Origin of the sequence: Maritalea myrionectae, assembly GCF_003433515.1 — a bacterium.
GTDB lineage: Bacteria > Pseudomonadota > Alphaproteobacteria > Rhizobiales > Devosiaceae > Maritalea > Maritalea myrionectae.
In genome coordinates, this window is the sequence record NZ_CP021330.1 from 2,419,815 (window position 1) to 2,431,855 (window position 12,041).

Here is a 12,041-nt window from a genome sequence, read left to right on the forward strand (position 1 = left end):
TAACCCCTTTCATATCATAGGGCGGGAATGCTGATGCACGCACCACACGCAACCGGTCAGGCCGGTATCCAAGATGAAAACGAACCGTTTGATCTTGATGGGGACACATTGCGTGAGGAGTGCGGCGTTTTTGGCATATTAGGCGATCAGGATGACGCCGCTGCCCTCACCGCTTTGGGCCTTCACGCTTTGCAACACCGGGGCCAAGAAGCCGCAGGCATCGTCACCTTTGATGGTGAACAGTTCCGCTCTGAACGGCATATGGGCCTTGTTGGCGATCATTATACCGATGCGGCCACGCTGGAAAAGCTGCCGGGCAAAGCTTCGATTGGCCATGTGCGCTATTCAACAACAGGTGAAACCGCCCTGCGCAATGTGCAACCGCTATTTGCTGAGCTAAGTGCTGGCGGCATCGCCGTGGCGCACAATGGCAATTTTACCAATGCTCTGAAGCTGCGCAAAGAAATCATCAAAGACGGCGCGATTTGCCAATCGACTTCTGATTCAGAAGTTGTGGTGCATTTGATCGCGCGTTCGCAAAAAGAACGGTCATCGGATCGTTTTGTCGACGCCATCAGCCAGATGGAAGGCGGCTATGCCTTGATCGCCCTCACCCGCACCAAATTGATTGGCGCGCGTGACCCCAATGGCATTCGTCCGTTGGTGTTGGGCGATCTGAACGGCGCCCCCATTTTGGCGTCTGAGACCTGCGCGCTTGATATTATCGGCGCGAAATTTGTACGCGACATCAAAAATGGCGAAGTGATCATTTGTGAGCGTCAAGCCAATGGCGAAATTACCATTCAATCGCTGATGCCGTTTGGCGAAAAGCCTGAGCGCATGTGCTTGTTCGAATATGTCTATTTTGCCCGCCCCGACAGCATTGTGTCAGGTCGTTCCGTTTATAATGTGCGCAAAAAGATGGGCATTAATCTGGCGCGTGAAGCCAAGATCGATGCGGATGTTGTTGTGCCTATTCCCGATGGCGGCACGCCAGCAGCGATTGGCTACGCGCAAGAAAGCGGCATTCCGTTTGAACTGGGCATTATCCGCAACCATTATGTAGGCCGCACCTTTATTGAGCCGAGCCAGCAAATCCGCGCCTTTGGGGTGAAGTTGAAGCATTCCGCCAACCGCGGTCAGCTTGATGGCAAGCGCGTGATCTTGGTCGACGATTCTGTGGTGCGCGGCACCACCTCTTTGAAAATTGTGCAAATGGTGCGTGAAGCCGGGGCGAAAGAGGTTCATCTTTGTGTTTCCAGCCCAAAGATCACCCATTCTGACTATTACGGCATCGATACGCCGGACCCATCCAAGCTGATTGCCAATCAATATGTCGATCATGACGCCATGTGCGAATTTATTGGCTGCGACAGCCTGCATTTCTTGTCAGTAGACGGGCTCTATGACGCAGTCGGCGGCATCAAGCGCGATCCTAAAAATCCGCAATTTACAGATCACTATTTCACAGGCGAATATCCAACCCGCCTTGTCGATCTGGAAGCGGAAAAAGGAAATCTCAAAAAACGCTCCATGCTCAGAGAGGCAGGATAATCCATGACAGATAAAAACGATCTTGCTGACCGCGTGGTTCTGATCACCGGCGCCTCTCGCGGTATTGGCTATTTCAGCGCCATTGAAGCCGCCAAGCGCGGTGCACATGTGATCGCCATTGCGCGCACTGTTGGCGGCTTGGAAGATTTGGACGATGAAATTCAAGCAGCTGGTGGCAGCGCCACTTTGGTGCCGTTGGATTTGTTGGACGGCGATGCAATCGACCGCATGGGCGGCGCGATTTTTGAGCGCTGGGGGAAGCTGGACGGACTTATGGCCAATGCGGGCATGTTGGGCTCCATTAGCCCCATCAGCCATTTGGCGCCGAAAGAAGTCGATAAGGTCTTCAAGCTGAATGTGACCGCCAATTTCCGCCTGATCCGCTCGTTGGAGCCATTGCTCAAGCAGTCTGATGCGGGGCGTGTTTTGTTTGTGTCTTCCAGCTCAGCCTATAGCTGCAAGCCTTATTGGGGCCTTTATGCGGCCAGCAAAGCGGCGCTCAACGCCATGGCCAAGTCTTATGCTGGCGAAAATGCCAACACAAAGCTCAACATCAATGTGATCAATCCCGGCCCCACCCGCACGCAAATGCGCGCCAAAGCGGTGCCTGGTGAAGATCCGGAAACAATTCCACATCCGCGCGAGGTTGCGCCGAAATTTATTGATTTGATTTCGCCAGATTATACTGAAAATGGCCAGTATATTGACCTCAAAAATGACGGCAAAACCTCACCGCTATGAGCCGTAAAACCGCCCTTTTCATCGGCGGTTTTGCCTTGTTCGCCCTCGGCGTCTGGCTCGGCATGCATGTGGAGCGGTGGATGGTTGTCGACGCTTGCTATGACGCCGGTGGTCGCATCAATGTGGCGCGCGGTTTCTACAATTGTGAGCTTGAATAAGCTCGCCCGCAACCGCCTCCCCTCCGTCACCCTCGGGCTTGACCCGAGGGTCCAAGCAGCTCCGGCTATCACGCTAGTTCCTGGCTTAAGGCCGAGAAGGCATTGTGGGGTCACGAGGCCTCACTTTTAGCCGCCAGAATAAAAACAAATCGCCTGACCGACTGTCATGCCTGGCGGCATATCATCACCCGACATCCCCGCCTCTTCATAAGTCCGCGACAATGTCTGCAAGCGCGGCACGCAATCGGACGCGTTGAGCTGGCTCGCCCAACGCACATCATCATGAAAGCCACGCCCAATCAGCTCCTGCCCGGATATGGATTGTTCCAGTTCAACCAACACATCCTGTTTAAACGCCTCGAAGATTGCCATGGCGGCTTTCGCCTCTGGTGACAGGATGCCAGACAAATATGCCGCTATCGCGCCAGCGGCCAATTGATCCTCAAAGGCGGGCCGCAAGCTGCCATCATCGTGCCAACGTTCCCCGGCGGCCACGATGACGATATCCTCACCGATCGCCATAGCTGCTGCCCCAACCGCTTTGGCATTGCGCAAGCTGCCCGCCAATGTATGGCGCGCGGTTGACCGTGTGGATAGGTTCGAGCCATTGGGCGATGGCAATACGATTTGTTGACCCGACTGCACCTGATCCAATGAGGGCGGCGAGAGCGAAAGCCCCTGCTCGTCTCGTTTACCCACACAATCAATGTCCAGCGCTTGGGCCAGCTTCAGCCCGCCTGAACGTGAGCCAAAAGGAAAGACCTCAGCAGCTCGCCCACAGGCAACCGTGAGCGCGGTTGAAGAGCTCAAGCAATCAACAATAATGGCCGTGCCTTCAGCCTGGCGCACCGCCTGTTCGCCCCATTCCAGGTGCACGCGCATTTAATGCGCCCGGAAGCCGATGGCCAATGCTGCCGCGCCGATGATCACGGCTGCGGAGCGGTTCATCCATTTATAGACGCGAGTGGAGGAGAGCCATTCGCGGGCGCCTGCGGCCAGTAGCAAATAGGGCACAGCCACAAGCAACAGAATGGCGGCGGTACATCCCAAGATCACAAAATAATCTGAAACGGTGATCGCGCTCATATCCAGCAACACCGGGGCCAGCGCCAGATAAAACAGGATGGGCTTTGGATTGCTCAAGCAAATAATATAGCCGTTCAGCGTGAGCGCAAATATGCCCCGCTTGTTGACCACTTCAGTTTTCTTTGGGGCATCACTGCTCATCCAGAAGCGATAAGCCAAGTAGAGCAGATAGGCAGCGCCGATAAATTTGGCGACCAGAAATGCGTCTGCATATAGCTCGCTTACGGCGGCAAGGCCCAGAATGGCCAATGTGAGCCAGGTCAGGTCGCCAAAGGTGATGCCCACCAGCATGGCGAATGCGGGTTTAAAACCGCGGCCCAGGGCTGTGCCCAAAAGCGCCATGATCCCAGGGCCGGGAATCGCGACGGCAATGGCAAGCGCAATGCAATATGCGATTAAAGAAACGGTGGTCATGTTCGGAACTCTGCAGGGTGAAACGAGGTTCGACGCTAATCCGGCTTTGGCGATTGGTCAAGTCATCTCCATCAATCCAGCGAATGGACCCATCGCAATAAATCATTTTTCTTGATGCCAGACTTGTGACCTATTTGTGCCGAAGGAGTAGCCCCATGCTTTTAGGTTTTATCATCGCCACATGTTTGATCACCATTGTGCCCGGCCCGTCCATTTTGCTGCTGCTGGTGGTGAGTATTCGCCAAGGTACGATTGCCGGACTTAAATATACGCTTGGGGTGCTGGCAGCGGATTCCATGTTGCTGACCATATCATTGCTCGGCCTTGGGGCGGTGCTGCAAAGCTCCGTGATGGCATTCAACATCATCAAGTGGGCGGGTGTGGTCTATTTGATCTATCTGGGCATCAAGCAATTGCGAGCGCCCGCACAGATCACGATCAAAGCCGACCAAAAAGTGCTGCACCCCTTCACCCAAGGCTTCGCAATCACCGCGCTCAACCCTAAAGCCATCGGCTTTCTGGTCGCCTTCTTCCCGCAATTTATCAATCATCGCGGCGACGTTATGGCGCAATTGCTGGTGTTGGTGCCGCTCTTTATGGGGCTGGTGTTCTTAATCTTCGCCATCTGCGCCCTATTGGCTGGGTATAGTCGGCTTTTGTTCGAAAACCGGGCCGGACAGATCTCCATCAAATATGGTGCGGCAGCGGGGCTCATTGGCTCCGCCCTCGCCGCGGCCTTCGTGCAAAAGGCATAGGGGCATCTTGTTGCCCTCACTAAAGGCGCGTAGGGTTGACCGCGTGCATGGTGCACGGGAGCGTCTCGACAATGCGGTCTTTATATTCTGCCCTATTCTTGGTTTGCCTCTTTCTCGCCATGCCCTCCGCTGCCCATGCGACCGAGGCCTGCGCCATTACTTCTAACATCGAAGGCGCAACGGGCGTCACGCTTTATGCTGCCCCCGATGACACATCGCAAGTCATCCGTGAAATCCCTCTGGACGATCTTGTGCTTTATCCGAATGAAGAATTGGCCCCGGCGCAACATGAAGGTTGGGTTTGGGTTCGGCATGACACCACGCAAGAAGATATTTGGCAATGTGGCGAATATGGATGGGTAAGAATTGAAAACCTCACCGACTGCGGCTAACCGTTCGCGCAAAGAAAAAGGGCCGCTTTCGCGACCCTTTGAAATTCTATGATGGCTTAAACTTGCCTTTTTCGTGGTAAGGATTTTGCCCACCACGGATCCAAATGCGGATCGGCACACCTTCCAAACCAAACGCTTCACGCAAGCCTTTCACCAGATAACGCTCATATGATTTGGGCAGCGCGTCGGGCCGCGAGCAGAAGATAATAAAGCTAGGTGGCCGGGTTTTGGCCTGGGTCATGTAGCGCAATTTGATGCGGCGTCCAGACACGGCCGGGGGCGGATGACTCTCGGTCATGCCGGTCAACCATCGATTCAAGCGCGCGGTGGAAATCCTTGAATTCCAAGTCTTTTCCACTTTATGCACGGCTTCCATCAAGCGGTCGATATTCTTGCCACGCAGGCCAGAAATGGTCACCAGAGGCACGCCCTTAAGCTGTGGCAACAGGCGCTCACACTCCTCTTTCATCTCTTTGAGTTGGCCTTGCTTGTCCTTCACCAAATCCCATTTGTTCAGGGCGATCACGATGCCGCGGCCCTCACGTTCCACCAGATCGGCCAATTGCAGATCCTGCTTTTCGAACGGGATGGTCGCATCCAGCATCAGCACCACAATCTCAGCATATTGGATGGAGCGCAGCGCATCGGCGACCGAAAGTTTTTCCAGCTTTTGGTGTACTTTGGACTTTTTGCGAATGCCTGCCGTGTCCACCAGATTGATGGTTCGGCCCTGCCATTCCCATGGCACCATGATGGCGTCGCGGGTGATCCCGGCTTCCGGGCCGGTCAGCACGCGCTCTTCGCCCACCATTTTGTTGATCAGCGTGGACTTGCCCGCATTTGGTCGGCCCACAATGGCCACGTTCAAAAAGCGGTTCGGGTCATAAGTGCCCTTGCCGTCTTCAACGCCCTTGCCATCTTCTTCCAGCTCAACATTGATTTCGGGCATCATGCTTTCATCAAGGTTGGCCACGGCCGCCTCAAATTCAGCTTCGCCTTCTTTCAGGTTTTCGGCCGCCTCTTCAATGGTGGTGGCGACGATATTGTAAAGGTCAGCCAGGCCCATGCCATGTTCGGCGGAAAGCGCAATCGGTTCGCCAAAGCCCAGTTTAAAGGCCTCATAAAGGCCTTCATCTGCCAATTGGCCTTCATATTTGTTGGCGACAAGGGTCACCTTCTTGTCGGCCTTGCGCAGCAGGCGGCCGAAATGCTCGTCCATCGGCGTCACGCCAGCGCGGGCGTCGATCATAAACAGAATCACGTCCGCCACGCGGATTGCTTCTTCCGTTTGCTGGCGCATGCGCGCTTCCAAGCTGCCATCGTCCGCATCTTCATAGCCTGCGGTATCGATCAGATTGAAGGTGAGATCGCCGATGCGGCCCGTGCCTTCGCGCCGGTCACGCGTTACGCCGGGGGAATCGTCCACCAGCGCCAGTTTTTTGCCCACCAGGCGATTAAACAATGTCGATTTACCGACATTGGGGCGCCCAACGATCGCAACAGATACAGTCATTTTGATGGCTCCAATTGGCCAGAATTAATTGCGCTATGCGCTTATTCGCTCGCGCCTGCAGCGTCCGTGCCGGTAATGCCTTGCGATTCAAGCTGCGCGATATAAAGCCCAATACGTTGGGCCAGATTGCGCGGCGCGGCCGGATCGTTTGCAACTGCATCGAATTGCGTGCGTGCTTGTTCAAACTCGCCAGCCTGATAATAGGTCAGGCCAATGGCTTCGCGGGCCGCGTTGCGCAGCGGATGGCCATCCACTTGCAAGTCGCCCACCCGTTGGGTCACGGCCAGCGGATCGCCGCCATCCACCAGCAAATAGGCGGCAAACAAAGCGGCCAACTCGCGCAAGCGTTGATCGCCCTGCGTGTTGGCAATGCCATCATAGGCAGCAACCGCTTCATCGATTTTGCCCTGTTGCGCCAATGCGGCTGCTTCGCGGAAGCTGGCCAGCGCCGGATAATTGCCTGCACCACTCGCTTCAACTTCGTTGAGCGCGGCGATGCCCTCTTCATAATTGCCCTCTTCCACAAGGTCTAGCGCAGCCACAAATTGTTCAGCCGAGTTGTTTTGCTGCGAAGTCTGCCACCAGCGCCAAGCTTCATTGCCGGCGACCACCAGCACAATGACCACGGCTGCGCCAATCACCCATGGGCCAAATTGGCGCCATAGCTTGCGCATGCGTTCATTGCGGAGATCTTCATTGACTTCGTTAAAAATTTCGTCTGACATTTAGATATGCTCTTTATTCGGGCCGTGTTTGAGTGCCGCACCATAGTGTGATGCAAAGGAAAATGCAATTTATCTTGGGCAAATTGCCGCGAATTTTCTACCCCCCTTTGAATTTTTCCAAATGCAGTTAAAATCAGCAGCTTATGGACGGATTAAACGCACAAGAAATCGCACACTTCAAAGAAGTTTTGCTGGCAAAGCAGCAAGAGCTTCAAGCCATTGACGCCTTGGGCGAAGAGGCGCGCAAAGCGGTTGAACTCGACCAGCAATCCGTTGGCCGTCTTTCCCGCATGGATGCCTTGCAGGGCCAAGCCATGGCACAAGCCCAAAATCGGCAACGCAAACGCGAATTGACGCGCATCGAAATGGCCCTCACCCGCATCGAAAATGATGATTATGGCTTTTGCGAAGACTGCGGCGAGCCCATCGCCAAAAAGCGACTAGAGGTAGACCCCGCAGCTCCCTTTTGCATTCATTGCGCCCAGTCAAACGATTGATCGCTTGATGATCATTCGGCTGGCGGCAACGCTCTCTGCCTGTTGCGCGTTGAGGTCATCAGTGCCATTTCAGTTTCACCGCCCATGCTCTTGCCGGCAGGGAGACCGGACCGCTGGCCCCAAGTTTATCGGCAAGATGATCTTTCAACATTTGCTGGCGCTCGTCTGGCAGGCTCTTAACATATCCCGGCGCTGGCCCGGCTCCTAAGGTGAACGGATGCCAAAATGCTTCGAAATCGGGAAACCGCGTCTCTTCCTCAATCGCGACAATCTCGGTGTCAGTGGCGCCAGCGTCGCGGCAGAGTTGATCCAACCCCTTCTTCTGGCAGAACGGAAACCGTTCGCTTTCGTCCAGCTTCGCTGCTTCCGGATCGAGCGCAGCGGCTGATTTCCAAAATGCATCAATGAAACCCATGCCGCCGCCGGGATAGTCCCAAACATAGAAGGCGGCAGTGCCATTTGGCCGCAAAACTCGCCGCATCTCATCCAGCGCCTTCAGTTTGTCCGGGATGAAATTCAGCACTAGCGCGGAAACCACCCAATCCACTGACGCATCTGCAAGGGGAATGTCTGTGGCTTCCGCCACTTTAAACGAAACCCGATCATCCGCGATCTGCGCCGCGGCGTGGGTGATAAAATCCTCAGATTTGTCGGTGGATACGATGGATCGCGGGTTCGCAGCGGCGAGGATCGCCTCGGTCAGCGCACCGGTGCCGCATCCGATCTCGAGCCAATCGGCGTTCTGGGACGGATCAACCCAACCGACAAACCTCGACGCGATCTTGCGGCTCCATCGGCCCATATAATGTTCATAGCTTTGGCCTGCGCTCCATGCGTCAAACTCAGATTGTGTCATTGTTTCGCCTCCCCATATTTGGGTGCGATTTATGATATCGTCTCCGCATCCAAAAAAGGAACATAGCATGGAATTCGACCGTGAATTGATTTCAAATGGCAACCCGATGGAAGCCATCGTCGGTTTCTCACGCGCCGTGCGCGTGGGCCCCTTCATCTCAATCGGTGGCACCGCCCCTGTGGATGCAAACGGAAACACCGTCGGTATCGGCGATTTAGCCGCCCAAACAAGGCAATGCATCGAGATCATCAAGTCAGCATTGGAGCAAGCAGGCTCCGGCTTGCATCATGTGGTCCGCACGCGCGTGATCCTGACCGACATTAACAATTGGAAGGCCGCGATTGACGTGCGCAAGGAATATTTCCGTGATATTCGCCCGGTCGATACGATCATGGCAATCGACAGGTTTGTGAACCCAGACTGGCTGGTAGAGATCGAAGCAGATGCCGTGATGAGCAGCTAAGGTCCGCGACAATCGACTGAAAGCCGACCCCCGCGCGAGAAACTGACGCGCAAGAGCATGCGCCCTGCCCGCGCAAATATACCCGCAGTTAAATGGCCCTCACCTGCATTGAGCACAACGATGATGGCTTTTGCGAAAAGAAACACCTATCGTCCAAGGGCGTGGATCTTTGGAAAACATGGGAATCCAAGGGCGCGCTATAGGTGGGGTATTTTAAAGTTCTGTTGGCACAATCTTTTCGAGACGAACAGTCGTCAGGTCTATAAATGCGCGTAAGCGCGCGGAGACATGGCGGCGCGAGGGGTAAACGATATTAATGGCAGATGCTGGCCCTTGCCATTTGGGCATGATCTGAACCAGTGAGCCTTCAGCGAGAGCAGCCATCGCAATCAGCGCGGGAATAAGCGCAATTCCGCCGCCAGCAATGCTCGCCGCACGAACGGCATGCAACGACCCAAGGGTGATTTTGCTTTGCGGTGTCAGATCGACGCGTTCGCCATTTTGTTCCAGTACCCACGGTACGGGCTTGCCTGATGGTGAAAACGAGATCGTAGGTCGCTCCAATATGTCTTCGGGCTCCTCCGGATATCCTTGTTCCTGCATAACAATTGGGCTTGCAACCAAGATTGTACGCGACCGTGCCAAGGGTCGAGCGATAAGGTCGGAATCTTCCAACGGCCCGATCCGTATAGCACAATCGAAGCCTTCCTCGATGAGGTCAGAGCGTCTGTCTGTAAAAACAATGTCAACTTCAGTCTCTGGCCATTGCGCCGTATAAGATGCGACCAGCTCGCCCAGCAGCTCCTGCCCAAGCATCATCGGCACCGAAACACGAAGCCGTCCACTTGGCTCGGCGCTACGATCACGCATCAAGCGCTCTAAATCGTCCGCGTCGGCGGCAAGCTGAAGTGCGCGCGGCAGAAGTAATTCACCATCGGCCGTCAGGCGTAGTTTTCTTGTAGATCGTTCGATCAGACGAAGACCCAATGAAGTCTCGAGCATCTGAATGCGCTTAGAAAGTGTTGATCTGGGCACACCCGTTTCTTCAGCCGCTGCAGCAAATGAACCCGCCCGGACTACGGAGATGAAGTTTCTTAGCTCGGTGATTTCCAAATGAATTATCCAATATTATGGCAAATGATGCCAAAAGAAACCACCTTATCCCAAATAGTGGCCGATGGTAAAGTGACAAACATCAACTTTGTTAGAGGTTCCAATGCACAAAAATCTCCCCAAAATCGGCATCATCGTGGGCAGCACACGCCCCGGGCGGAATGCCTTTGCCGTCGCACAATGGGTTGCTGACATCGCCGCAGAACGCGACGATGCAATCTTTGAGTTAATCGACATTGCCGACTATAATCTGCCTCTGCTCGACGAACAATTGTCGGCGCTTGCATCAGCACGAATGGAGCTGGACTATGCAAATGCACATACCAAAACTTGGTCAGAAGCAATTTCGCGCCTCGACGGCTATGTAATGATCACGCCGGAATATAATTTCGGCATGCCCGCAGCATTGAAAAACGCGCTCGATTTCCTCCATCCAGAGTGGAACGACAAGGCGGCTGGATTTGTGAGCTATGGATCAAACGGCGGCGTAAGGTCGACTGCACAACTTCGGGTCATTCTGTCCGAGTTGAAAATTGCGTCGGTGGTTCCAGAGGTAAACCTGTCCCTTTACACAAATTTCGAAAACTACCCTGTCTTCAAACCGGCCGAGGTGCATATACAGCAGGTCAATGGCATGTTGAAACAGCTCGTCGCATGGAGTTCGGCATTAATGCAAGTTCGGGGCACGCACCATGTCTAAAGTCTTTATTCGATACAAAGTTCGGTCTGAAAAAGTAGAAACGAACATCAAACTGCTCCGCGCATTCTTTGAAGAGCTTGCGGTCGAAAATCGGCCCGAGCTAACCTACATGGCGTATCAGCTTGAGGATCGTCAGAGTTTTGTACATTTGGTGAACAGCGCAAAAGACGCGCGCGCCTTTGCTCATCTTCCCAGCTACCGAAAGTTTCGCGATACGCTTGCCGCGCGTTGTATTGATGCTCCGGAGATGTGCGGCATTGAACTTATCGGTGCGTTCGGTCAAAGCGATCCAAAAGGAATTGCGCACTTCAAATAGGTTTTGCTGGCCAAAAAGAAAGAGCGACGGGAGGTTGATCCGGCCGCAGCGTTTTGTATTCAGTGTGCAGAAGGTAATGAGTGAATTTTGCAATTCGGTAAGTGGTTTGCGGCAAGCGACACATCTAGTCATACCAATAACTAAATGCCCTCCACGATTGCTATTCTTTATCTGCCCGGAAACTGTCAAATAGTGCTGCAATGTCGCTAAACAAAATCGACTTGTTCTCTGGAAAAAGATCGCGATCGCCCGCCGCTGTAAAATTGTAGCCTGCGCCAGCAAACTGACACCTCAGTTTTCTATTCGATGAATATTCGACGCAACCATCTTCGGGAACGTCTTCGGCGTGGTCAAAGTGTTTTTTCGTTGAAATTCCAACGATCATTGTGCCAACCATGGTGTTATATTTGGGTGCCAAATCTGAACCATTAACCCTGATGTTAAAATATTCTCCACCGAGGCGTTCCGTTCCACCATATGGCGAATATTGCCATGGGACCTCAAATTTCTCTGTGCCAATATATTGGACCTGTTTGTACCCATTATCGACGTGTGGCAAAAACGGTAACAGAGCAATTATCGACACAGCCACCAAGCCAAACAGGTATGCATTTCGCTTGAGCGGGCGCGACCGAAACCATATGATCAACATCACGATCGCGGTGACGATCAACATCGGGACCATGGTGATCTTTAATGGGTACAAGAGATCCCCACGCGCTGGCATCGGGTAGTAGCTGGTTGACATTATATACCCT

16 protein-coding genes are annotated in these 12,041 nt (G+C 53.9%); 9 read left to right on the forward strand and 7 right to left on the reverse strand.

Annotation, left to right across the window (positions count from 1 at the left end; all coding sequences use genetic code 11):
• The first annotated feature begins 33 nt into the window (after positions 1 to 33).
• From purF to MXMO3_RS18705, 3 genes are read left to right on the forward strand one after another with little or no spacing between them, the layout of a single operon-like run.
• Complete coding sequence (gene purF / locus MXMO3_RS12200) at positions 34 to 1,554, forward strand: amidophosphoribosyltransferase (RefSeq protein ID WP_117396808.1); 1,521 nt, start codon at positions 34 to 36, stop codon at positions 1,552 to 1,554.
• A gap of 3 nt (positions 1,555 to 1,557) precedes the next feature.
• Entirely contained in the window at positions 1,558 to 2,295 is a 738-nt protein-coding gene (locus tag MXMO3_RS12205; protein WP_117396054.1) for an SDR family NAD(P)-dependent oxidoreductase, read from the forward strand.
• Positions 2,292 to 2,453: a hypothetical protein gene (locus MXMO3_RS18705; protein ID WP_162889252.1), complete on the forward strand. Its 162-nt coding sequence runs from the start codon at positions 2,292 to 2,294 to the stop codon at positions 2,451 to 2,453. The genes MXMO3_RS12205 and MXMO3_RS18705 overlap by 4 nt, the downstream gene beginning before the upstream one ends.
• Positions 2,454 to 2,579: 126 nt before the next feature.
• On the opposite strand, the gene MXMO3_RS12210 is transcribed toward MXMO3_RS18705, so the two are convergent.
• Positions 2,580 to 3,335 (reverse strand): 2-phosphosulfolactate phosphatase, encoded by a 756-nt coding sequence (locus MXMO3_RS12210; protein WP_117396055.1) that lies wholly within the window; start codon positions 3,333 to 3,335, stop codon positions 2,580 to 2,582.
• Positions 3,336 to 3,953 (reverse strand): LysE family translocator, encoded by a 618-nt coding sequence (locus tag MXMO3_RS12215; RefSeq protein WP_027833395.1) that lies wholly within the window; start codon positions 3,951 to 3,953, stop codon positions 3,336 to 3,338.
• Positions 3,954 to 4,108: 155 nt separating this feature from the next.
• On the opposite strand from MXMO3_RS12215, the gene MXMO3_RS12220 reads away from it, so the two are divergent.
• On the forward strand, positions 4,109 to 4,708 hold the full coding sequence (locus MXMO3_RS12220; RefSeq protein WP_117396056.1) for a LysE family translocator: 600 nt from the start codon (positions 4,109 to 4,111) through the stop codon (positions 4,706 to 4,708).
• A gap of 71 nt (positions 4,709 to 4,779) precedes the next feature.
• Positions 4,780 to 5,100 carry a hypothetical protein gene (locus tag MXMO3_RS12225; RefSeq protein ID WP_162889253.1) on the forward strand — a complete coding sequence of 107 codons (321 nt, stop codon included), beginning with the start codon at positions 4,780 to 4,782 and terminating at the stop codon, positions 5,098 to 5,100.
• A 46-nt stretch (positions 5,101 to 5,146) separates the two neighbouring features.
• Here the strand turns inward: MXMO3_RS12225 and der are convergent, their stop codons facing one another.
• Both der and MXMO3_RS12235 read right to left on the reverse strand, forming a co-directional pair.
• Positions 5,147 to 6,613, reverse strand: coding sequence for a ribosome biogenesis GTPase Der (gene der, locus MXMO3_RS12230; protein WP_027833398.1), 1,467 nt, complete (start codon positions 6,611 to 6,613; stop codon positions 5,147 to 5,149).
• 41 nt (positions 6,614 to 6,654) lie between these two features.
• Positions 6,655 to 7,338: a tetratricopeptide repeat protein gene (locus tag MXMO3_RS12235; RefSeq protein ID WP_117396058.1), complete on the reverse strand. Its 684-nt coding sequence runs from the start codon at positions 7,336 to 7,338 to the stop codon at positions 6,655 to 6,657.
• Positions 7,339 to 7,481: 143 nt separating this feature from the next.
• Between MXMO3_RS12235 and MXMO3_RS12240 the strand changes: the two genes are divergently transcribed.
• On the forward strand, positions 7,482 to 7,835 hold the full coding sequence (locus MXMO3_RS12240; protein ID WP_117396059.1) for a TraR/DksA family transcriptional regulator: 354 nt from the start codon (positions 7,482 to 7,484) through the stop codon (positions 7,833 to 7,835).
• A 58-nt stretch (positions 7,836 to 7,893) separates the two neighbouring features.
• Here MXMO3_RS12240 and MXMO3_RS12245 read toward each other — a convergent pair whose 3' ends face one another.
• Positions 7,894 to 8,691, reverse strand: a complete 798-nt coding sequence (locus MXMO3_RS12245) for a class I SAM-dependent methyltransferase (RefSeq protein WP_117396060.1) — start codon at positions 8,689 to 8,691, stop codon at positions 7,894 to 7,896.
• 67 nt (positions 8,692 to 8,758) lie between these two features.
• On the opposite strand from MXMO3_RS12245, the gene MXMO3_RS12250 reads away from it, so the two are divergent.
• Positions 8,759 to 9,154 (forward strand): RidA family protein, encoded by a 396-nt coding sequence (locus tag MXMO3_RS12250; RefSeq protein WP_117396061.1) that lies wholly within the window; start codon positions 8,759 to 8,761, stop codon positions 9,152 to 9,154.
• Between the two features lie 213 nt (positions 9,155 to 9,367).
• Here MXMO3_RS12250 and MXMO3_RS12255 read toward each other — a convergent pair whose 3' ends face one another.
• Positions 9,368 to 10,267 (reverse strand): LysR family transcriptional regulator, encoded by a 900-nt coding sequence (locus MXMO3_RS12255; RefSeq protein WP_117396062.1) that lies wholly within the window; start codon positions 10,265 to 10,267, stop codon positions 9,368 to 9,370.
• A gap of 103 nt (positions 10,268 to 10,370) precedes the next feature.
• Here MXMO3_RS12255 and MXMO3_RS12260 point away from each other — a divergent pair, with 103 nt between their 5' ends.
• On the forward strand, positions 10,371 to 10,967 hold the full coding sequence (locus MXMO3_RS12260; protein ID WP_117396063.1) for an NADPH-dependent FMN reductase: 597 nt from the start codon (positions 10,371 to 10,373) through the stop codon (positions 10,965 to 10,967).
• Entirely contained in the window at positions 10,960 to 11,283 is a 324-nt protein-coding gene (locus MXMO3_RS12265; RefSeq protein WP_117396064.1) for a hypothetical protein, read from the forward strand. The genes MXMO3_RS12260 and MXMO3_RS12265 overlap by 8 nt, the downstream gene beginning before the upstream one ends.
• Before the next feature lie 160 nt (positions 11,284 to 11,443).
• On the opposite strand, the gene MXMO3_RS12270 is transcribed toward MXMO3_RS12265, so the two are convergent.
• On the reverse strand, positions 11,444 to 12,031 hold the full coding sequence (locus MXMO3_RS12270; protein WP_117396065.1) for a hypothetical protein: 588 nt from the start codon (positions 12,029 to 12,031) through the stop codon (positions 11,444 to 11,446).
• Between the last annotated feature and the right edge of the window lie 10 nt (positions 12,032 to 12,041).